Raw genomic sequence first — 21,146 nt, forward strand, 5'->3', positions numbered from 1 at the left:
CATGACAAGGAAAAAACCAGTAGTTATCGGGGTCACCGGTGGGTCGGGATCAGGTAAAACAAGTGTTACACGCTCAATTTTTGAATTTTTTAATGGGCATTCAATCTTGATGCTTGAACAAGATTATTATTATAAAGATCAAAGTCACCTTCCGTTTGAAGAACGGTTGAAGACCAATTATGATCATCCGTTTGCATTTGATAATGATTTATTGATTGAACACATCAATTCATTGCTGAAATATGAAACCATCCAGAAACCGGTCTATGATTATGCAAATCATACGCGTTCAGATGAAATCATCACCGTTGAGCCGCAAGATGTTATCATTCTTGAAGGAATCTTAGTGCTGGAGGATGAACGTCTAAGAAACCTGATGGATATGAAGCTGTATGTGGATACCGATGCAGATTTACGAATCCTTCGCCGGATGACTCGCGACATTAAAGAGCGCGGCCGTTCATTGGATTCTGTCATTGATCAATATATCAGCGTTGTTCGACCGATGCACAACCAGTTCATCGAACCGACGAAGCGTTACGCGGATATCATCATTCCTGAAGGTGGACAAAACCATGTGGCAATTGACCTTATGGTGACAAAAATACAAACAATCCTTGAACAAAAGTCTTTTTTGTAATAACATAGCATAAATAATGATAGGTGCGTTTTTCCGTCCATAAATATAAAATTCCAATTATTTATTGGGAAAGACTGGACAAATGTTGGAAAACACAATAATCTATTCTTGATACAGAACGAAAACCGGCTGCTCAAATGCAGTCGGTTTATATACTAAGGGACGAATTTGTTTCTTAGTGTAGATGCGCGCTTATATATATTTTTATACGGGTAAGCACTTATAGAGTACATAAACTTGTCACGGCTAAAGTCAGCTGTGAAGAATTTGAAGGAGTGAAGGGTTTTGGCAATTGAAAAAGAATACCCAATGACTATTGAAGGTAAAGCGAAGTTGGAACAGGAACTAGAACAGTTAAAATCGGTAAAACGTAAGGAAGTCGTAGAAAGAATTAAAATCGCCCGCAGCTTTGGGGATCTTTCAGAAAACTCGGAGTATGATTCTGCTAAAGAAGAGCAAGCGTTTGTTGAAGGGCGCATTACAACAATCGAAAACATGATCCGTAATGCCAAAATCATTGAAGATAATAATTTGAATACTGATACAGTATCACTTGGAAAGTCCGTAACATTTGTCGAACTTCCAAATGGTGACGAAGAAACATATTCCATCGTAGGTAGTGTTGAAGCGGATCCATTCGAAGGGAAAATTTCCAATGATTCTCCAATCGCTAAAAGCTTGATCGGTAAAAAAGTGGGCGATAAAGTATCAATCCAAACACCAGGCGGCGAAATGAGCGTCAAAATCGTTTCCATAAGCTAATCGTCTTTTTTGAGAGGATGTCCATAAGGGCATCCTTTTTTTAGTGTTTAAAAATCCAAACCTCGTCAACAATGGTAACGAGGTGTTTCTATATGAAAAAGAAACGAATGAGGACAGTTGCCATCTTCTTCACCATTTGTATGCTGATGATGATTGGCAGGATAGCTTATATCCAACTGGTGTCTACAGAATCCTTTTCCAAGCATGATGTGAATCTAATAGAAGCGAGTGTAAACCAGCGTTCGCAGATTTTAAAGATTGATGATGGCCGTGGGAAGTTTTACGACCGCAATGAAGAGCCGCTTGCACATGAAGAGATTCCGACACTTGTATTGTTTCCATTTTTAAATAAAATGACCTGGCCCATAGATAAAGTAGCCTCGATAATCGGCAGGACCGAAGAAGAACTGAGACAGTCGATTTTGGAAGCGAAAGATCCATTCGTTTTTGGTGGGGATGAACCAATCGAGCTTACGGTGAATCAATCGAAAGCCATCAATGAATTGAAGATTCCAGGAGTATTTGCCGTGAATGAAAAGCTCTATCATGAACAAATACCTGCAGCACAATTGATTGGTACGACGAATATATCGGATGCCGAAAAGAAAAAGCGTTATCCGGATATGCAACTTTCCCCGGATACGAAAATTGGCAATACAGGTTTGCAAAGGACATTTGATGAATTTTTGCTTTCCGATGGAGAATCCAAGCTCGTGTTTCATGTAGACGCCAGTGGAGGTCCGATGTTCGGTGTGGATGTTAAATATGTGGAACCAGCAAATCCCCTTTATCCGGTGAAGGTCATTACGACGATTGATAAAGGCATTCAAGAAAAAGCTGAGAAACTTGTAGATGAACGCGGGATAAAAAAAGGCGGACTCGTACTGATTGACATTGAAAAAAGCGAAATCGTGGCCATGGTGTCCCGTCCCGCCCTTAATAAAAAAGACCCGAATGGTGAGGGAGCCATCAATATGATGCTGACTCAAAAGACACCGGGGTCAGTCTTTAAAACGGTTACGGCAGCAGCTGTCATTGATTACGAGGCTGCGAGCCCGACTAGAACGTTTGATTGTGATAGAACGATTGAAGGAGAGGCAGATAAACAGAGGGAGCTCGGCCGGTTGAATTTTGAGAATAGTTTTGCTCAGAGCTGTAACAGGACGTTTGCCGAGTTGTCAAAGGAAATAGCCGTAAAGGACCCGTCCTTTTTAGATAAATATGCGGAAATGTTAGGGGTCACTGGTCAAACAGGTTGGCAGGGGGATGTCTATCATACGGCCGTCACTCAGTTGTATCATGAACAAAAAGGTAAGGTATGGCATGATGAACAATTGAAGAAGGATCCGAAAATGATTGCCAAAACGTCAATCGGGCAACAGGATGTCCAAACCACGCCACTTGCCATTGCCAATATGATGGCGACCATTGCAAGAGGCGGGAAGAAAGAACAGGTGAAGGCGGTGTCGAAGGTGGAATTCGACAATGGTACGACAGTAGTCGATTTTCCTAATCAGATAATGGCTGGTGATACCATAAAACCTTATACTGCCATGAAATTGCAACATCTTTTACGAAAAGTGGTCACGGAAGAGAAAGGAACGGGGGCTTCTTTGCAGGACCTTCCTGTGGAAGTCGCGGGTAAATCGGGGACTGCTCAGACGAACATCGAAAAAGGAGAGCTCAATAAATGGTTTGCCGGTTATTTTCCATATAAGAATCCAAAATATGCCCTGGTCACGGTGAATCTTGAAACAAATGAAAGTAGTTCCAGCATGACCCCTCTATTTTCAGATATTGTAAAGGTTCTATATAGCAAGGACCAGGATATACGCGAGAATTGACGAAAAGTGTAGGAAACCTTCCCCTTCTATCTCAAGCTGAATCATGATAGAATGAGGCTGAAAGTAAAGGTAGGGAGGAATGGACCTTGGGCTCTAGATTCCATCAGAGAGATCAAAAACGAAAATTAAATAAAATATATAATATTGCGATTACAGTCGTGACGATTTTAATTGTCATTGTGGCAGCCACTATCTTCCTTAGTGATGAGGATTCCACAGATAAGGTTACAACTGAACCGAAACAAATCACTGAAAAGAATCAGAAGAAAGCTGAACAAACTAAAGAAAAAGAAGATGCACCAGGAGTCGAGCAGGATGAAGCCGATGATGAAGATTCAGAAGCGATAGACTCTACAGACGAAGAAAAGGACAAGGATGCCGAGCTTGTTGAAGTGGAGGCAAGCGGAGATAGCAACGTCGAGAAGGCTTATACGAGTGAGAACTGGCAACCTGTTGGCACAGAACAATCCGGTGAACATGCGACAAGTTTTGAAAAGGATTCTGTTGACTGGAATGAAATGCGAAAAGCGATTGCCCTTGGAGCTGGGGTGGACGAAGGTAGCATGAAGTTATGGTGGTTGCAAAACGGGGGATCCCCTAATACGGCCATCGGTACTGCTTCAGATGGAAATGAATCTCAAACATACCGTGTACATATCGAATGGGTGGAAGGTTCAGGCTGGAAGCCAGTCAAAGTGGAAGAATTGAAAGTGAATGATAAAAAGTAATGGTGAAGAATGAAGAACCCCCGATTAGCGTTTGCTTATCGGGGGTTCTTTTTCATTTTTTTGCTTTAAAGTGAACGACGGCGCTATAAAAGCGTCGGCCTTCTTCGCTGACAAACATTTGGTGTGAAACCGAGTGGACATGAAGCAAGATTGCTTTATTGATCTCTATCTGAGATTGGATTTTTTCTTCTAATTTCTTAATGCTTTCCGCTTCGAAGAATTCAATTTTATCTTCGAATAAGTTTAAGTCGAGTTGGAAATCCATTCTGTATTCCTCCAAGAATTTGATAGTGTTAGTGTACCATCAAATCTGGTATAACTGCCTAAAAAAATATGAACCGTTTTTATTTAATCTCATATTCTGTTTCTAGGCATGATTATTTATCATAAAAAGGTGATTAAAATGGGCAGAGAGTTTTTGAAGCTATTCGATGAATGGTCTAAAACGTATGATGAATCCGTCGAGGGACAGGATCTGGAATATCAAGAGGTTTTTAGGCACTATGACAAGATATTAGATCGTGTCGCAAGCCGGTCTCACGGTCATGTGTTGGAGTTCGGGGTTGGTACGGGGAACTTGACCGAGCGGATATTAGTAGCAGGTCTCACGGTATCTGGGATTGAACCGTCGGCCAGCATGAGGGAAATAGCGAGAAGGAAACTACAAAATAAAACAGAAATCGTTGACGGTGATTTCATTGAATTTCCTAGACCGAAACAAGTTGATTCTATCGTTAGTACGTATGCTTTTCATCATTTAACGGATGAAGAAAAAGAAAAAGCGATTGCCAGCTATGGAAAGTTACTGAATGCTGGTGGTAGAATAGTGTTTGCGGATACCATGTATCAATCGAAAGAATCGCATGAACAAGCGATTAGAGATGCAACGGATGCAGGCTTTCATAATTTGGCGAACGATTTGCAAACGGAATATTACACGACGATTCCTTTTTTGGAAAAAGTGCTAGAAACACATGGTTTTAAAGTGAATTTTGAGCGCTGCAATTCATTTGTCTGGATTATGGAGGCGGAAAAATTATAGGAAGAGGTTTTTACTAATGAAGGTAGCCATAATCGGAGCAATGGAAGAAGAAGTTACGATTTTACGTGATAAATTGGAAGGGTTGGAGCAGGTGACGATTGCCGGTTCTGAATTCAACACAGGAACACTTAACGGTATGGAGGTCATTTTACTAAAATCGGGAATTGGAAAAGTGAATGCAGCTATGTCGACTACGATTCTTTTAGAAAAATTCAAACCAGACGCGGTCATTAACACGGGTTCTGCAGGAGGATATCATCCTGATTTGAATGTGGGGGATGTCGTCATTTCAACTGAAGTGCGCCATCATGATGTTGACGTAACGATCTTTGGCTATGAATATGGTCAAGTGCCGCAATTGCCTGCGGCTTTCATCCCGGATGAAAAGCTTTTCGCTATAGCGGAAGAGGCTGCTAAAGAAATTAAGGATATCCAAGTCGCGAAAGGATTAATCGTGACGGGGGATTCATTCATGAATGACCCAGTCCGGGTTGAATTCGTCAGAGGCAAGTTCACTGATTTATATGCAGTGGAAATGGAAGCGGCAGCTATTGCACAAGTAGCACACCAATTCCAGACACCGTTTGTCATTATCCGTTCGCTTTCAGATATCGCTGGCAAGGAGTCCAATGTTTCCTTTGATCAATTCTTGGAAACGGCGGCGCTTCATTCAGCGGAACTGATCCTAAAAATGGTTAAAAAAATGAAATAAGTAATAAAACGGCATGTGATCAGCGGGAACCCTCCCGCTGATTATTCTTTATCTTTAAACCAACTAAGTTGGTATGAAAACTTAGAGAGGATGTCCACTATGAAGGTCATTCATAACATTCATGATTTGATTGGAAAGACGCCATTGATGGAAATCACTTCTTTTCCACTACCGGAAGATGTCCGGATTTATGCCAAATTGGAATTCCTAAATCCTGGTGGAAGCGTGAAGGATCGGCTCGGTCAAGAGCTCTTGAAGCAAGCGTTTGCTACCGGAGAATTAAAACGAGGCGGAACCATCATCGAACCGACGGCTGGAAATACAGGGATTGGTTTAGCCTTGGCTGCGATTAACCGCGGCATCGATGTGATTTTTTGCGTACCCAAGCAATTCAGTACCGAGAAGCAGGAATTAATGCGTGCCCTAGGTGCCAAAGTGGTGCAAACAGCTACAGAAGAAGGCATGAAAGGAGCGATTGCAAAATCAAAGGAACTCCTTGCCGAAATTCCAGGTGCCTATAGCCCGCAGCAGTTTGCCAATCCTTCCAATCCAGAAACGTACTATAAAACACTTGGCCCGGAAATATGGGAGCAACTCGAATGCAAGGTTGATGTGTTTGTTGCCGGTGCGGGAACAGGGGGGACCTTCATGGGGACATCACGTTATTTGAAAGAACAGAACCCGGATGTCAAAACCGTCATTGTCGAACCAGAGGGATCCATTTTAAATGGCGGGAAAATAGGACCACATAAAACGGAAGGAATCGGTATGGAGTTTTTGCCACCCTATATGGATGAAACTTATTTTGACAACATTCATACGATAAGCGATCAAGATTCCTTTGCCATGGTGAAAGAACTGGCCCTGAAAGAGGGGCTGCTTGTCGGGAGCTCCTCCGGTTGTGCTTTTGCGGCAACGTTGATCGAAGCAGAAAAAGCCCGTTCAGGAACGAATATTGTCGTCGTTTTTCCGGATTCAAGTGAACGATATTTAAGCAAGAATATTTATCAGGGAGGCCAATGACATGAGGAAAAAGACACAATTGATTCATGGTGGCATTTTCGGTGATGAAAAGACGGGAGCCGTTTCGGTACCAATCTATCAGGTGAGCACATACAAACAGGATGGTCCTGGAAAACACCGGGGCTATGAATATTCCCGTACCGGCAATCCGACCCGGAACGCTCTTGAGGAATTAATCAAGGAGCTTGAAGGGGGAGAACGGGGATTTGCTTTTGGATCAGGGATGGCAGCTATGACGGCTGTGATGATGCTCTTCAATCAAGGGGATCATATCTTACTCACTGATGACGTATATGGTGGCTCTTTTCGGGTGATGACAAAAATCCTGAACCGGTTTGGGCTGGAGGCGACCTTTATTGATACGAGTGATATGGACTCTATAGAAAAAGGAATCAAACAAAATACGAAAGCGCTGTTCATAGAAACCCCGACGAATCCACTTTTGAAAATTACCGATCTTGAAGAGCTTTCTAAAATAGCCAAAACACACCACCTGCTTACCATCGTAGATAATACGTTCAGTACCCCATATTGGCAGAATCCGCTTACGCTTGGTGCGGATATCGTCCTTCATAGTGCAACGAAGTATCTGGGAGGTCATAGTGACGTTGTAGCCGGCCTTGTCGTTGTAAATGATGAAAAACTAGGCGATGACCTGCATTTTGTTCAAAACTCTACAGGAGGCGTGCTGGGGCCTCAGGATTCCTGGTTATTAATGCGCGGAATGAAAACGCTTGGCATCCGAATGGAAGAACACGAAAGAAACACTACCGAAATCGTCCGTTTTCTAACGGGGCATGAAGCAGTTTTAAAGGTTCATTATCCAGGTCTCCTTAACCATCCCAACCATGAAATTTCCAAAAAGCAATCCCGTGGTTTTGGTGGCATGGTCTCATTTGATGTCGGCAGTGGGGAAAAGGCACAACAAGTGCTTGAGAAAGTGAAATACTTCACCCTTGCCGAAAGCCTGGGAGCGGTGGAGAGTCTCATATCCATTCCTGCATTGATGACACATGCCTCGATTCCAGCTGAACGACGGAAAGAATTGGGAATCACAGATGGATTGATACGAATTTCGGTCGGTCTAGAGGATGTAAAAGACCTGTTAGAAGATCTCGAGCAGGCACTAGAAGGATAATTGAGAAGTACCAGACACATCTTCTTGCCAATATTTACACCCTATCATCTGGAATTAATATGGTAGAATGAGATATAGCAAACTTACTAGTTAGAAAGATGGTGTGAATGGTATGAAAAAATTCCGTAAGAATCCAACGACGACAGCTCTACGTTCAAAAATGACGGATTTCAAACGATTTGCAATCACCTTATTATGTGTAGGGGCGTTCTTTTATATAGGGACGATACTTCCTACTAGCGATAAAACGGATGCATACACCAATGTTTATATGGGAGCGACTGTGCTATTCCTCAGTTTGTCCATCCTCTTTTTTTCTGTAGCCAAAAAATATAAAAGAATTTTGGACGAAATTGATGACCAAGATTCTTTTCAAGAATAGAAGTAAGCCTGCTCCTCCCTGTGAAATGGGAAGAGCAGGCTTTTTTAGTCTCCAGTTTATAAACAAAACATATAAATGAAAAATTTTCTAAAAAATGCAAAAAGTCTATTTACAAATCGCTTTTTATTGGATATACTTACCAAATAATATTCCAAAAGGAGGTCGAAGAAGATGAGAACATATTTACTTGAATCCGATATCATGCAGATTAGCTGGAGCGCACCAAAATACACTCATTTACTATTCGACCTGTGCCATGCGGAATATTCTTAAAGCAAATTGGCTTTATTAATCATTCAGACATAATGGCCGCAGGGAGAATCCTTATATCCTGCGGCCTTTTTATATTTTTTGAAAATCCCGCAGGAGGAAGGAACTTTCTGCGGCCTTTTTATGCCTTTTTGGTAAGCCGCCCCCTTAAAGGAGGTGATATTATGACACTGCATATGCTGTTTTTTACCATCACGATCAAAATGAAAAAAATGACGGCCGAGGAATGTTTGCAAGAAGAAAGGATCAGGAAATTACGTGATGCACACCTAGATAAAGCAATGAGGCATCGTCCTTTTTTCTAATCTATGATGCACAGTAGAGGGATTACAAAATTAAAGAAAGGTGGAGATCATATGATTAAATTGGCGTGTATAAAAGGAGAAAAACGGTGCTACTGGCAGGAGAAGGATACCGGCTAACGAATAAATGGATGATTTCACAGTATCGTCATGGTTTGTATGAAAAGTGTTCATAATAGCAGCGGTTGGCAACCATGAATACATGGTAAATTGATGGTAAGTTAAAATAACAAGGAGTGATTCAAGATGTTCTCAATCGTCATGGTCCTGGTTGTTACGACTGTCATTGGAACAGTAATCGCTGTGAATGTTTCTGTCGATGCCGATAAACCGCTGCACAACATCATGGACTATCTAAAATAGAAAAAACTCGGCGTTTTAGCCGAGTTTTTTCTATTTTAACAGCATGGCCCCGGACCTCCGCAGCCCCCGAATCCGAATCCACCAGGAATGAACCAGAATCCGAATAACAGCAGTAAGATGACGAGGACGACGATCAAGGCGATGCCAAGACCGAATCCACCTCCGCCATAACAAGGTGGTGGGCATGGAGCACCGTAATTATATCCGTATGGTCCATAGCCATATCCCATACAAATCCCTCCCTTCCTCTAAATTCCCTATCATTATATGTAAGTTTGTCTATGTTTGATTGGGATTATAAAAGAGGAATTACTAAATGGATTTCGTCTCCACGATTATGTTAATGTTTTTGGTGTTTTTTCTCAATATCGACATAGAGCTAGACCATGAATTGGTGAAAAGTTTACTTGGAATGGATGGATGTTCTTAAAGATTTAGTTCACTATTTGATCAACAACAGTATTTCTTTTAGTGGTACAGACAAGAACAAGCCCACAAGCGCATAGGTATGGATAGGGAACATCCAAAGAGGCGGGAGGATGAAACCAATGCCTGGAATACTTACTGCAGTCGGTTATCTCATCAAGGAATTTTACTTATTAGTTTCCTATGTGAAGAATAATGCTTTTCCCCAGCCATTATCATCACAGGATGAGAAGAAGTATCTTAAGCTTATGAGTGAAGGGGATGGGGAAGCTCGTAATATTCTCATTGAGCACAACCTTCGGCTTGTGGCCCATATCGTCAAGAAATTCGAAAATACGGGTGAAGATACCGAGGATCTCATTTCAATCGGTACAATTGGGTTGATTAAGGCTATCGAAAGTTATTCCGATGGAAAAGGAACGAAACTTGCCACTTATGCAGCACGTTGTATTGAAAATGAGATACTGATGCATTTACGCGCAACAAAAAAAACCAAGAAGGATATTTCCCTGCATGATCCAATCGGTCAGGACAAAGAAGGAAATGAGATTAGTTTAATTGATGTGTTGAAATCAGAATCAGAGGATGTCATTGATACGATTCAGCTCAATATGGAAATAGAAAAAGTGAAGAAGTATATTGACATTTTGGATGAACGTGAAAAGGAAGTCATTGTCGGACGGTTCGGATTGGATTTGAAAAAGGAGAAAACGCAGAGGGAAATTGCTAAGGAACTTGGCATTTCTCGAAGCTATGTATCACGGATTGAAAAGCGTGCCTTGATGAAGATGTTCCATGAATTTTATCGAGCGGAGAAAGAAAAGGAAAAGAAGGCGAAAGGATAACGTTTGTGCAAAACAAAGAGAGTGCGGAGGGTTGCTTCCGCACTCTTTTTGTTCCTATTTATTACGAATCAGGTCTGCAAAGGCATGGTAGATTTCCATACCCTGGAACAGGAAAAGACGTGATGCAGTTATTGAAAAGACTCCAATCATGATTAGGCGGAACCACATATCCATCACTCCTCGATTTTTTGTTTGTAAATCAGTGAGAGTGAGTAGCGATGTAATTCCCTTGATAAAAGACTGGACTGAAAAATCGTTGGCGATAATTTGAGAGAAAATAAAGGAAGCGACAACCGAATGATTCAATCACGAGCAATATGATGATGACTTGGCAGATGTTTAGGAAAGGGGTAAGTGGTAACTTCTTCTCGGCTTTTACAGAAAGGTGGAAGTCATGGTCTTCCTCAAGGGTCAACAGCTGACTATGATGGGCCAGTGGCAATGCCAAGAGTAGGAGGACAATAACTGAAAAGTGGATAAAGAGCTTCATAAGGGCCACCACCTTTTCGGAATGATTCGTCCCTTAATCATATCATGTTTATAAAAAGGGAAACGCAAAATAATTAGACAAAAACTTACTAAATACCCCTTATGAATAGGAAAAAATGGATGTACCCTCTATAATATAATGGTGTTGTCGATAAATAGGAGGCGGTTAAGAATGGGGTATGCTTTAAATTGGGATTTGGATGTCTTTTTTAAAGGGGGAAGCTCTTCAGGTGAATTCCTGCAGCTTTTGGAGGAAATAAAACAAGACGTCGAGATATTAGATCGCCTTGTATTCGAGATCGATCCAAAGGGTGATGAAACGGCTTTGAAAGAGGCCCTGGATCTTTATAAAATCACCCGTATGAAAGTGGCCCAGGCAGGTTCTTTCATTGGATGTCTCGAGGCTCAAGATGTTCAGGACAAAAAAGCGAGCCAGTTGAGGACGAACGTTTTGAAGGTAGAGGCATCCTTGCGAATGGTTTCATTCCGCCTGGATGAAAAGCTGGTTCAGTTCAATGATGACTGGTTCGAGGATATCCTCAAGAAAGAACCATTGAATGAACTTGCCTATATTTTGAATGAGCGTCGAGACCGTGCTAAAGAAAAACTTTCCGTTAAAGAAGAGTCTTTGATTACCCAGCTATCCATGGACGGATTTGAGGGGTGGAGCCAGATGTATGACACGATCGTCGGTTCGATGAAGGTTCCGTTTAAGGGTGAGGCACTCTCTGTTGGACAGGCGGCAAATAAATTTTCGGTGCCGGATCAAAGTGTTCGGAACGAATTGTTTATTGCTTGGGAAAACGCCTGGGAAGAAAAGAGTGAGTTGTTTGCAAGGACTTTGAATCATTTAGCGGGCTTTCGAATCAACGTGAATGAAAAAAGGGGTTGGGACGACATATTGAAGGAGCCCCTTGAAATCTGCAGGATGGAGAAAAAGACCCTTGAAAGCATGTGGGAGGTCATAGCTGACAATAAGGATCCACTTGTTCGGTATTTACAGAGAAAGGCTGAATTGCTTGATTTGGAGAAATTAAGCTGGTCTGATTTGGATGCACCGATTGCTGTTACAGCCACATCAAATGTTATGGATTATCAAGAAGGGGCAGATTTCATCATTCAACAATTCTCTAAGTTCGGAAGTACCTTAGCGGAATTTACTCAAATGGCCTTCGAAGAGAGCTGGGTTGAGGCGGAGGATCGACCAGGCAAAAGACCAGGCGGATTTTGTACAGGATTTCCGCTGGACAATCAATCACGGATCTTTATGACCTATTCGGGAACCCCATCGAATGTATCGACATTGGCCCATGAGTTGGGACATGCCTTCCATTCACATGTAATGGGAGATATTGATCCGTTAAATCGTTCTTATGCCATGAATGTGGCTGAAACAGCGTCAACATTCGCTGAGATGGTCGTATCGGATGCAGCTGTGAAAACCGCTACCACTGAGGAAGAAAAGCTGATTCTTTTAGAAGATAAAATTCAGCGTTCTGTATCATTACTAATGAATATTCATGCTCGTTTCATATTTGAGACCAGGTTTTATGAGGAAAGAAAACAGGGATATGTTAGTGCCGACCGCTTAAATCAATTAATGGTCGAATCACAGAAGGAAGCATTTGGGGAAGCACTATCTGAATATCATCCGACATTTTGGGCCTCAAAGCTTCATTTTTATATCACTGATGTGCCCTTTTACAATTTCCCATACACTTTCGGTTACCTCTTCTCATTAGGCATTTATGCGAAAGCCTTGAAAGAACCGGATGGATTTGAAGAGAAATATATAGCTCTACTTAGGGATACAGGGGCCATGAATGTAGAATCCTTAGCTGAGAAACATTTAGGCGTCGATATAACCACCCGTGATTTTTGGGAAGAAGCGGTTTCCGCCTGTATGCAAGATGTCGAGGAGTTCATGCGTTTGACCGATCCCCTTGTTCGAAAAGCGTAAAGAAACAGTGGATATAAGGACAAAAAAGCGGGTGCTTTAGGGCACCCGCTTCAATAAGCAATCAGACTTTTCTCAATTTAACTGGACTGACCATTAGTAATGATAATACAATCATAAGAAAGAAGAAAAAAGCTGGGTGGAAATATGGAATGGCAAGGTAGCTGAACGTGGCTACACAGCCAGCAACAGTGATGGGTACGCCAGTGAAATATCCATTATTCTCACTTATATTAAAGCGAGCGAGACGGAATGCACCGCAACCGATATAGAGAACAGTGACAAATGTACCTGGTGCCCCAAATTCTATTAAAATTCCTTGATATAATAGTAGAGCCGGTGCTACACCAAAAGAAATAATATCACACATGGAATCAAGCTCTTTACCTAATTCAGATTCAATGCTAAACTTCCTCGCAACCATACCATCAAAACGATCCGCTAGGGCAGCAAGGAAAATTAAAAGTAAACTGAAATTTAATTGGCCGTGAAGCACTGCTATTATCGCAAATCCACCGAGGGATAAATTCATTAAGGTTATTATATTAGCCGTTTGGTTTTTTAATTTTTTTATGGTTTGATCTAGGGCTTGTAGTAAAAACATCTTTTCCCTCCCTTCGAATAAAACAAAATAAAGTAAAGATTAGTAAACATAAGTATTTATTATATAATAATATTTTAATTAATACAATTTATGCAAGTGGTTTTTGAATTTCATAATAATTTGGAGTGGTGTTTAGGTGTATCAAACATTTTATCGTATTCTTATAGAACTTACGAACGGAAGGGTATCATCCGGCCTATTGAAACAGTTCAGTCAATCGAAGTTGAGTAAACCTTTGATTCCCTTTTATATAAAACAATTCAACCTTAATCAACAGGAATTCGGGGATGACAAGAAGTCCTATACTAACCTGCATGATTTATTTACGAGACAGCTAAAACAGGGGGCAAGGCCCGTTACGACAGAAAATTCTTCAGTGGCCAGTCCAGTGGATGGTGTACTCGAGGATGCTGGGGAAATTCGCACTGATAAAAAAATTGTGGTTAAGGGAAAGGTATATTCTATGGAGGAAATGGTGGGGGATGCTCAATTTTTAGAAAAATACCTAGGCGGTAAATATCTCGTGTTATACTTAAGTCCAAGCCATTATCATAGGATTCATGCGCCCATATCCGGTTCTGTCGTCAAAAGATGGACACTTGGGAAAAAATCATATCCTGTCAATAAATGGGGGATGAAATATGGTAAGGAGCCCTTGGCTAAGAATTATCGTACGATAACAGAACTGCAAAACGAGGCAGGCTGCTTGACGATGGTGAAGGTCGGGGCGATGTTCATCAATTCCATCGTCATCACGGATGATTCACAGCAATTAGAAAAAGGTCAGGAATTCTCTTATTTTAGCTTCGGTTCCACTGTGGTTCTTCTTTTTGAGAGAGATCGGTTTCAACTTGTTGAAAAAATATCCATTCCCGCTGAAGTCAGAGTCGGAGAAACGATTGGACATTTGACAGTCAAGGAAGAAGGGGTATAAAAATAAAAGGCTAACATCTATTTTGTCAGCCTATGTTCCTCATATTAAAATAATGAGCGGATCCTATGTGTTAAAGACCTTCGATGAATTTCCGTTTCGATCAAACGGATGAAATCTGAGCTAAGCTTTAAGTTTCTTGCTTTAAAATAGGATTCCAGCAACAAATCATCAGATAGTTTTTGCATTAGATCGCCATTTACGGCTGCCACCTCCCAAAAATTATGAGGAATATTTTATGTTTTTAGTCATATATTAGTAAGTTATCTTTGGTGTACCCCTACTGTATCAGAAATAACCGTGGAGAACAATCGTTCTGTTATCCACAGTCAAAAGTGGATAACCTGTGGTTAAGTTGTTTACAAAGTATGGAAAGAGATACATATCGCTATGGAAAATGTTAGTAAAGTTATCCACAGGTTGCTTAAAGGCAATATTTGTCGAAAACTTTTGGGAATTTTTAGGATTGTCTAGACTGCCAAAAGAAGTCGATTTATTTGGTTTGATTGAAAAATGCCTTTTCATATTAGAAAACATACATTATGATATTTCTTTACCATTAGACCTTCTTTCTCGATTTTTTTGAAAGTAAGCCAAAAATTCGATATGATAGAGACGGTAAATTTCAAAGTGAATATAGAGGTGTGTCAGTATGCTTAAATTATTTTTGCCAAGTGAACATGTTCAAAGCATTTTTGATATAGATCCTGATAAGTTGAAAGAAAAGGGGGTAAAAGGGGTTATTACCGATTTGGATAATACTCTTGTGGAATGGGATAGACCGACTGCAACCCCTGAATTAATCATTTGGTTTGATAAGTTACGTGCCCACGGGATTTTAGTAACGATCGTATCGAATAATAATGAGAAGCGCGTTCGTGCTTTTTCCGACCCTCTCCAGATCCCCTTCATTCATCAGGCTAGAAAACCGATGGCAAGAGCCTTCCATAAGGCAAGGAAGACGATGGGCTTGAAGTTAGAAGAAACGGTGGTGGTCGGGGATCAGCTGTTGACGGATGTACTTGGAGGAAATAGAGGTGGATTCCATACCATCCTCGTGGTCCCGGTAGCGCAAACGGATGAATTCCGGACAAGAATCAATCGTTATTTTGAAAGAAAAATCATGGCGTTCTTTAAAAGAAAAGGAATGATAGAATGGGAGGAACACAATTGAACAATCATCAAGAATTAGTATGCATCGGGTGCGGCGTTACGGTCCAGTCGGAAGATCCAAAGGAGTTAGGATACGCCCCTCAATCAGCACTGGAAAAAGAGAGTATCATTTGTCAACGTTGCTTTAAATTAAAGCATTATAATGAAGTACAGGATGTTTCTTTAACGGACGATGACTTTTTGAAAATCTTGAATAAAGTAGGGGAAACGGATTCTTTAATTGTTAAAATAGTCGATATCTTCGATTTCAATGGAAGTTGGTTGCCGGGGTTACACCGATTCGTCGGCCAAAATGACGTATTATTGATAGGAAACAAGGTCGATTTGCTTCCCAAATCCGTAAAACCTAATAAATTGATTAATTGGATGAAGAAATCTTCAAAGGAATTGGGACTGAATCCAATTGATGTCCTGCTCGTCAGTGCGGAAAAGGGAAAACATGTCCTTGAAGCGGCTGAAGCGATAGATAAGTATCGGAATGGGAAAGATGTCTACGTTGTAGGTTGTACGAACGTGGGTAAATCAACTTTCATCAATCGCCTCATTAAAGAAGTGAGCGGAGAAGGAGATATCATCACGACTTCTCATTTTCCCGGCACAACTTTGGATATGATTGAAATACCTTTGGATGATGGACAAGCCTTGATTGATACACCAGGAATCATCAATCATCACCAAATGGCTCATTATGTGGATAAACGTGACTTCAAAGTAATTATGCCGAAGAAGGAAATCAAGCCTAGGGTTTATCAGCTCAATGAAGCTCAAACATTGTTCTTCGGTGGCTTGGCCCGTTTGGATTATGTTTCCGGAGGCAGACGTTCCCTAACTTGTTATCTTTCAAATGAGTTGAACATTCACCGCACGAAACTGGAGAAAGCGGATGAACTATATAAGAATCACGCTGGAGAACTGCTAACGCCTCCACGTCCTGATCAATTGGAAGAATTCCCAAAATTGATTCCACATGAGTTTACCTTAAAAGAAGGTAAAATGGATATTGTGTTTTCAGGTCTTGGATGGGTTACGGTCAATGAGCCAGGAGCAAAGGTCGTTGCGCACGTTCCAAAAGGCGTAAATGTAATTGTCCGTAAATCATTAATCTAAAACCATAGGGGATGTAGCATTCTATGAATAAGATATATGGGGTAATAGGAGATCCAATAGCTCATTCGATGTCTCCGGACATACATAATGATGCTTTTGAAAAAGAAAATATAAAGGCCATTTATCACCATTTCCATGTGAAGCCAGAGAGCTTGCCTGATGCGATAAAAGGCATGAAAGCCCTTGGTGTATCAGGGTTTAACATCACCATTCCACATAAGACCCCAGTCATCCCACTTCTTGATGAAGTAGATGATTTGGCACGTGCCATTGGGGCGGTAAATACAGTTTTTAACGAAAAAGGCCGTTTTATAGGGTATAATACAGACGGAATAGGATTTTATAGATCTTTATGCGATGAAATATCAGGTGACATTAAGGCTAAAAAAACGTTAGTGATCGGAGCGGGCGGTGCTGCACGTGCGATTTATTTTACCCTTGTGAAAGAAGGCGTAAAGCAAGTTGATATTGCGAACCGGACGAAGGAGAGGGCAGCCCACCTTGTTTCTGATTGCCCATATGATAAAGAATCAAAGGCGCTCACGATTGACGAGGCGGAACAAAGCTTATCACATTATGATTTAATCATCCAAACAACATCTTGTGGGATGAGTCCAAAGTTGGATCATTCCCCAATGAGGTTAGACCAGCTTAAGGCTGGTGCATTTGTCAGTGACATTATCTATAATCCTTTGCAAACGCAGTTTCTTCGTGAAGCCAAAGAAAAAGGAGCGGAAACGCTAAATGGACTTGGCATGTTCGTCCACCAGGCTGCGTATGCTTTCGAGATTTGGACCGGAATCAAGCCGGATACATCAAGAATGACAGATATTGTCTTGAACAAACTAGGAGGTAACACATGTTAACAGGAAAGCAGAAAAGATTTTTACGTTCAAAGGCCCATCATCTAAATCCAATTTTCCAAGTTGGAAAAGGCGGGGTCAATGATAACCTCATCAAGCAAATCGGTGAGGCGCTAGAAGTCCGTGAATTAATTAAGGTGAGCATACTTCAAAACTGTGAAGAGGAACGCAACGATGTAGGACGTGCCTTATCAAAAGGTGCAAGAGCTGAATTGGTTCAAATCATCGGTAATACCATCGTATTATATAAAGAATCAAGAGAAAACAAGCAAATTAAATTACCTTAAGGAACTTACCTATCTTATGAAAAAAATTGGAATTCTTGGCGGTACATTCAACCCTCCTCATATCGGACATTTAATTATAGCTAATGAAGTGCTGGATGCTCTAGAGTTAGATGAAGTCAGATTTATGCCAAATCATGTTCCTCCCCATAAGGAAAAAACGGAGGAAGTTACGGATTTGGACAGGATGGCTATGCTTGAAGACGCTATAGCCGGGCATCCCTCTTTTTATATAGAAGGTATTGAAATTGAACGAAAAGGCACATCATATACACATGATACAATTAAATTGCTGAAAGAGCGTGAACCTGATACAGAATTCTTTTTCATCATTGGTGCGGATATGATAGAGTACTTACCTAAATGGCATCGGATTGACGAACTAGTGGATATTGTGCACTTTGTCGGGGTCAAACGGCCAGGCTATAATGAAAAAACGGAATATCCTATCACGATGGTTCAAGTACCGCAGATGTTCATTTCTTCCTCTATGATCCGGAGAAAATTACGGACGGGGAAAACCGTTAAATATTTATTAGCCGATCCAGTGGTGAAGTATATTAAAGGGAATGATCTATATGAATCGTGAGGAAGCGTTAGCGCGTGTCAGAGAACAAATCACCGAGCGCAGATATATTCATACATTAGGCGTGGTCGAGTCAGCCATGGAACTCGCAGAACGTTATGGCGCAGATGTTAAAAAGGCAGAACTGGCAGCCATTTTCCACGATTATGCGAAATTCCGTCCAAAAGAGGAAATGGAGCAAATCATTGTCTCTGAAAAAATGGCACCGGACTTGCTGGAATACAATATGGAGCTATGGCATGCTCCCGTTGGTGCTTACCTGGTGGAAAAAGAGGCCGGAATCACCGACCGTGAGATATTGGATGCAATTGCCTACCATACATCTGGTAGGGTAGGAATGAGCCTTTTGGATAAGGTCGTTTACCTTGCTGACTATATTGAACCTGGGCGTTCTTTTCCAGGTGTAGATGAGGTCAGGCAGACAGCCAAGGAAAACTTGGATCATGCGGTCATTCAGGCTTTACGGAATACAGTTGTATTTTTGATGAAAAGAAATCGGGCAATATACCCTGATACTTTTAAAACATATAATGATTTAATCATGAATTTGAAGGAGAAGATGTAATGACTGAACGTGAACTATTAACAATTGCAGCAAAAGCGGCGGACGATAAAAGAGCGGAGGATATCGTTGCTTTAAATATGCAAGGTATTTCTTTGGTGGCGGATTACTTTTTAATCTGTCATGGTAATTCTGAAAAACAAGTACAGGCCATTGCCCGTGAAATGAAGAGCAAAGCGGATGAGGCGGGAATCAATGTTAAACGTCTTGAAGGTTTCGACGAAGCAAAATGGGTACTAGTTGACCTAGGCGATGTCGTGGCACACGTTTTCCATAAAGATGAGAGAAACTATTATAACCTCGAACGTCTTTGGGGAGATGCACCTTTCGAAGATCTTGAGGGTGAACTGACTCAATGACGTACGAACGCTTTGCCTATGTATACGATGAATTAATGAAGGACGCTCCCTATGAAAAATGGTTATTAATTCTGACGGCGAAGCTAGAGCAATATGGAATAGAGGGAAGGAAAGTTCTGGACCTTGCCTGTGGTACCGGTGAGATAACCGTTGAGCTGGCACAACACGGCTTTGATGTATCCGGGGTGGACCTATCCGATGAAATGTTGATGGTGGCCAATGAAAAGGCGGCGAAGCAGGGATTATCGATTCCTTTTTTTCAGCAGGATATGGCAGAACTTGAAGGGCTCGGTCTATACGACTGTGTCACGATTTTTTGTGATTCTCTGAATTATCTTCGCGAGGAAGCTGATGTTGTAAAAACGTTCAGCCGGGTTCATGATCATTTGAAGGAAGGCGGATTATTTTTATTTGATGTCCATTCGATTTATAAAATGGAAGAAATCTTTCAAAATAATACGTTTGCTGTCAGTGATGAAGAAGTCTCTTACATTTGGGACAGTTTCCCGGGAGAAGAACCCTACAGCGTCGAGCATGACCTTAGCTTTTTTGTAAGGGACGATCAAAGCGGTTTGTACGACCGTTTTGATGAATTGCATTACCAGCGTACCTATTCGATAGAACAGTATAAAGAATGGCTACAACTTGCAGGATTTGAAACCCTGGAAATACTGGCGGACCTTGAAGAAGCACCACCCGTTGAAGAAACCGAACGGATTCTTTTCGTAGCCAGGAAATAATATGGGAAATAATAAGGGTCAGACCCCCTTTCGTGTACGAAAGGGGGTCTGACCCTTATTTATTTTTTCATTAAGAAGGAGTTTTGATTTTGGCTCCGAATATTAATAAGGATGGCCAAATTGTTTTTCGACTTCTTCCAAGTCTTCTGCGAACTTTTCATGTGTTGCATGAAAAAGATGATGAAACATCTCTCCGGTTTCTGCTTCTAATACCTTGATCCCTTCACCCGTTATCCCGCCTTTTACGCACACCTTTTCCTGTAAAGTCGGTAAGGTGTAAATGCCTTTGCCCAGTAGTTCCCCCAATCCTATCAACATGTTCCCAGTTAAAGTGGTTGCCGTTTTTTTATCAATTTTCGTGGTATCGACCGCCCCTTCAATAAAGGCCTGTGCTAAAAAGCTAAAGAAGGCAGGACCACAGCTGACGATGTCTGAAGCCACCCGGGTGATGTCATTTTCAATGATAATCGGTTCTGAGATGGACGAGGCCAAATCATGTAGCAATTTCCGCATCTCATCGGTGCATTTTTCACTGAAACTAAGTAACGACACGCCTGAGCCTACCCGGTTCGTTATGCTGGGGATGAAACGAGCACATGGCCCCTCCACCTCTGCCTCCAGCTGCGCGACAGAAAGCGGGCTTGTAATTGAAATCAGTACTTGTTCCTTTTTTATGTGGTGTTTTATATCTTGCAAAAGGCTGTGGATCTGTAGGGGTTTTACACACAGAAAGATTAAATCCGCTTTTTGGATTAGCTCAGCTGTGCTTGTTGCCAATTGGATGCCATGGTGCTTTTCCTTCAGTGCAGCAGCTTTAGAAAGCGTTCGATTGGTAATGATTAAATCAGCTGGCTCCAGTATATCCGCTTCAAGCCAAGCTTCTATCAAAATCGTCCCCATATTTCCCGTACCGATTACTCCAATTTTCTTCATGCCTTCAACTCCCTTCAAAGAAGCAAAACTTCTCATTAAACACTATGTAGATTTACCCTGTCTTATGCCAAAGCAATGATG

The 21,146-nt window shown here is 41.4% G+C and carries 27 protein-coding genes; 21 read left to right on the forward strand and 6 right to left on the reverse strand.

Annotated elements, in window-relative coordinates; all coding sequences use genetic code 11:
• The first annotated feature begins 1 nt into the window (after position 1).
• From udk to ACQKL5_RS01365, 4 genes are all read left to right on the forward strand, one after another.
• Positions 2-640, forward strand: coding sequence for a uridine kinase (gene udk / locus ACQKL5_RS01350; protein ID WP_427606187.1), 639 nt, complete (start codon positions 2-4; stop codon positions 638-640).
• A gap of 285 nt (positions 641-925) precedes the next feature.
• Positions 926-1,402 (forward strand): transcription elongation factor GreA, encoded by a 477-nt coding sequence (gene greA, locus ACQKL5_RS01355; RefSeq protein ID WP_402970756.1) that lies wholly within the window; start codon positions 926-928, stop codon positions 1,400-1,402.
• A 92-nt stretch (positions 1,403-1,494) separates the two neighbouring features.
• Positions 1,495-3,246 carry a peptidoglycan D,D-transpeptidase FtsI family protein gene (locus tag ACQKL5_RS01360; protein ID WP_427606189.1) on the forward strand — a complete coding sequence of 584 codons (1,752 nt, stop codon included), beginning with the start codon at positions 1,495-1,497 and terminating at the stop codon, positions 3,244-3,246.
• Positions 3,247-3,332: 86 nt separating this feature from the next.
• Positions 3,333-3,974 (forward strand): DUF1510 family protein, encoded by a 642-nt coding sequence (locus tag ACQKL5_RS01365; RefSeq protein ID WP_427606190.1) that lies wholly within the window; start codon positions 3,333-3,335, stop codon positions 3,972-3,974.
• Positions 3,975-4,026: 52 nt separating this feature from the next.
• Here the strand turns inward: ACQKL5_RS01365 and ACQKL5_RS01370 are convergent, their stop codons facing one another.
• Complete coding sequence (locus tag ACQKL5_RS01370) at positions 4,027-4,239, reverse strand: DUF2536 family protein (RefSeq protein ID WP_427606192.1); 213 nt, start codon at positions 4,237-4,239, stop codon at positions 4,027-4,029.
• A gap of 138 nt (positions 4,240-4,377) precedes the next feature.
• On the opposite strand from ACQKL5_RS01370, the gene ACQKL5_RS01375 reads away from it, so the two are divergent.
• From ACQKL5_RS01375 to ACQKL5_RS01400, 6 genes are all read left to right on the forward strand, one after another.
• A complete protein-coding gene (locus ACQKL5_RS01375) occupies positions 4,378-5,016 on the forward strand; it encodes a class I SAM-dependent DNA methyltransferase (RefSeq protein WP_427606194.1) in 639 nt (212 codons plus the stop codon).
• Positions 5,017-5,032: 16 nt separating this feature from the next.
• Positions 5,033-5,728, forward strand: a complete 696-nt coding sequence (gene mtnN, locus ACQKL5_RS01380) for a 5'-methylthioadenosine/S-adenosylhomocysteine nucleosidase (protein WP_427606196.1) — start codon at positions 5,033-5,035, stop codon at positions 5,726-5,728.
• 99 nt (positions 5,729-5,827) lie between these two features.
• Complete coding sequence (locus tag ACQKL5_RS01385; RefSeq protein WP_427606198.1) at positions 5,828-6,751, forward strand: PLP-dependent cysteine synthase family protein; 924 nt, start codon at positions 5,828-5,830, stop codon at positions 6,749-6,751.
• Between the two features lies 1 nt (position 6,752).
• Positions 6,753-7,889, forward strand: coding sequence for a bifunctional cystathionine gamma-lyase/homocysteine desulfhydrase (locus ACQKL5_RS01390; protein ID WP_427606200.1), 1,137 nt, complete (start codon positions 6,753-6,755; stop codon positions 7,887-7,889).
• A 112-nt stretch (positions 7,890-8,001) separates the two neighbouring features.
• Positions 8,002-8,271: a YrhC family protein gene (locus tag ACQKL5_RS01395; protein ID WP_427606202.1), complete on the forward strand. Its 270-nt coding sequence runs from the start codon at positions 8,002-8,004 to the stop codon at positions 8,269-8,271.
• A 434-nt stretch (positions 8,272-8,705) separates the two neighbouring features.
• Entirely contained in the window at positions 8,706-8,846 is a 141-nt protein-coding gene (locus ACQKL5_RS01400; protein ID WP_427606204.1) for a YrzI family small protein, read from the forward strand.
• Between the two features lie 395 nt (positions 8,847-9,241).
• Here ACQKL5_RS01400 and ACQKL5_RS01405 read toward each other — a convergent pair whose 3' ends face one another.
• Positions 9,242-9,436 (reverse strand): YjcZ family sporulation protein, encoded by a 195-nt coding sequence (locus tag ACQKL5_RS01405; protein WP_427606206.1) that lies wholly within the window; start codon positions 9,434-9,436, stop codon positions 9,242-9,244.
• 318 nt (positions 9,437-9,754) lie between these two features.
• Here ACQKL5_RS01405 and sigK point away from each other — a divergent pair, with 318 nt between their 5' ends.
• Positions 9,755-10,477, forward strand: a complete 723-nt coding sequence (gene sigK, locus ACQKL5_RS01410; RefSeq protein WP_427606208.1) for an RNA polymerase sporulation sigma factor SigK — start codon at positions 9,755-9,757, stop codon at positions 10,475-10,477.
• Positions 10,478-10,676: 199 nt separating this feature from the next.
• Here sigK and ACQKL5_RS01415 read toward each other — a convergent pair whose 3' ends face one another.
• Complete coding sequence (locus tag ACQKL5_RS01415; protein WP_427606210.1) at positions 10,677-10,967, reverse strand: hypothetical protein; 291 nt, start codon at positions 10,965-10,967, stop codon at positions 10,677-10,679.
• A gap of 171 nt (positions 10,968-11,138) precedes the next feature.
• Between ACQKL5_RS01415 and ACQKL5_RS01420 the strand changes: the two genes are divergently transcribed.
• On the forward strand, positions 11,139-12,926 hold the full coding sequence (locus ACQKL5_RS01420; protein WP_427606212.1) for a M3 family oligoendopeptidase: 1,788 nt from the start codon (positions 11,139-11,141) through the stop codon (positions 12,924-12,926).
• Positions 12,927-12,987: 61 nt separating this feature from the next.
• Here the strand turns inward: ACQKL5_RS01420 and pssA are convergent, their stop codons facing one another.
• The gene (gene pssA / locus ACQKL5_RS01425) at positions 12,988-13,527 is read right to left on the reverse strand and encodes a CDP-diacylglycerol--serine O-phosphatidyltransferase (RefSeq protein WP_427606214.1); all 540 of its coding nucleotides are present in this window, start codon (positions 13,525-13,527) and stop codon (positions 12,988-12,990) included.
• 136 nt (positions 13,528-13,663) lie between these two features.
• On the opposite strand from pssA, the gene ACQKL5_RS01430 reads away from it, so the two are divergent.
• The gene (locus ACQKL5_RS01430) at positions 13,664-14,461 is read left to right on the forward strand and encodes a phosphatidylserine decarboxylase (RefSeq protein WP_427606215.1); all 798 of its coding nucleotides are present in this window, start codon (positions 13,664-13,666) and stop codon (positions 14,459-14,461) included.
• 44 nt (positions 14,462-14,505) lie between these two features.
• Here ACQKL5_RS01430 and ACQKL5_RS01435 read toward each other — a convergent pair whose 3' ends face one another.
• On the reverse strand, positions 14,506-14,646 hold the full coding sequence (locus ACQKL5_RS01435; protein WP_402869651.1) for a sporulation histidine kinase inhibitor Sda: 141 nt from the start codon (positions 14,644-14,646) through the stop codon (positions 14,506-14,508).
• A gap of 464 nt (positions 14,647-15,110) precedes the next feature.
• On the opposite strand from ACQKL5_RS01435, the gene ACQKL5_RS01440 reads away from it, so the two are divergent.
• The 8 genes from ACQKL5_RS01440 to ACQKL5_RS01475 are packed head-to-tail and all read left to right on the forward strand — an operon-like array spanning position 15,111 to position 20,132.
• Positions 15,111-15,632, forward strand: coding sequence for a YqeG family HAD IIIA-type phosphatase (locus ACQKL5_RS01440; RefSeq protein WP_427606217.1), 522 nt, complete (start codon positions 15,111-15,113; stop codon positions 15,630-15,632).
• A complete protein-coding gene (gene yqeH / locus ACQKL5_RS01445; RefSeq protein WP_427606219.1) occupies positions 15,629-16,738 on the forward strand; it encodes a ribosome biogenesis GTPase YqeH in 1,110 nt (369 codons plus the stop codon). Before ACQKL5_RS01440 ends, yqeH begins: the two co-directional genes overlap by 4 nt.
• Positions 16,739-16,761: 23 nt before the next feature.
• Positions 16,762-17,604: a shikimate dehydrogenase gene (gene aroE, locus ACQKL5_RS01450; RefSeq protein ID WP_427606221.1), complete on the forward strand. Its 843-nt coding sequence runs from the start codon at positions 16,762-16,764 to the stop codon at positions 17,602-17,604.
• Positions 17,598-17,888, forward strand: a complete 291-nt coding sequence (gene yhbY, locus ACQKL5_RS01455; protein ID WP_427606222.1) for a ribosome assembly RNA-binding protein YhbY — start codon at positions 17,598-17,600, stop codon at positions 17,886-17,888. The genes aroE and yhbY overlap by 7 nt, the downstream gene beginning before the upstream one ends.
• Positions 17,889-17,904: 16 nt before the next feature.
• On the forward strand, positions 17,905-18,474 hold the full coding sequence (locus ACQKL5_RS01460) for a nicotinate-nucleotide adenylyltransferase (RefSeq protein WP_427606223.1): 570 nt from the start codon (positions 17,905-17,907) through the stop codon (positions 18,472-18,474).
• Positions 18,464-19,036: a bis(5'-nucleosyl)-tetraphosphatase (symmetrical) YqeK gene (gene yqeK, locus ACQKL5_RS01465; RefSeq protein ID WP_427606225.1), complete on the forward strand. Its 573-nt coding sequence runs from the start codon at positions 18,464-18,466 to the stop codon at positions 19,034-19,036. The genes ACQKL5_RS01460 and yqeK overlap by 11 nt, the downstream gene beginning before the upstream one ends.
• The gene (gene rsfS / locus ACQKL5_RS01470; RefSeq protein ID WP_402966040.1) at positions 19,036-19,392 is read left to right on the forward strand and encodes a ribosome silencing factor; all 357 of its coding nucleotides are present in this window, start codon (positions 19,036-19,038) and stop codon (positions 19,390-19,392) included. Before yqeK ends, rsfS begins: the two co-directional genes overlap by 1 nt.
• Positions 19,389-20,132: a class I SAM-dependent DNA methyltransferase gene (locus ACQKL5_RS01475; protein ID WP_427606228.1), complete on the forward strand. Its 744-nt coding sequence runs from the start codon at positions 19,389-19,391 to the stop codon at positions 20,130-20,132. The genes rsfS and ACQKL5_RS01475 overlap by 4 nt, the downstream gene beginning before the upstream one ends.
• 102 nt (positions 20,133-20,234) lie before the next feature.
• Here ACQKL5_RS01475 and comER read toward each other — a convergent pair whose 3' ends face one another.
• Complete coding sequence (gene comER / locus ACQKL5_RS01480; protein WP_427606230.1) at positions 20,235-21,065, reverse strand: late competence protein ComER; 831 nt, start codon at positions 21,063-21,065, stop codon at positions 20,235-20,237.
• Positions 21,066-21,146: the final 81 nt, after the last annotated feature.

The sequence above is a fragment of the Peribacillus sp. NPDC097675 genome (assembly GCF_050277655.1).
Classification (GTDB): domain Bacteria; phylum Bacillota; class Bacilli; order Bacillales; family DSM-1321; genus Peribacillus.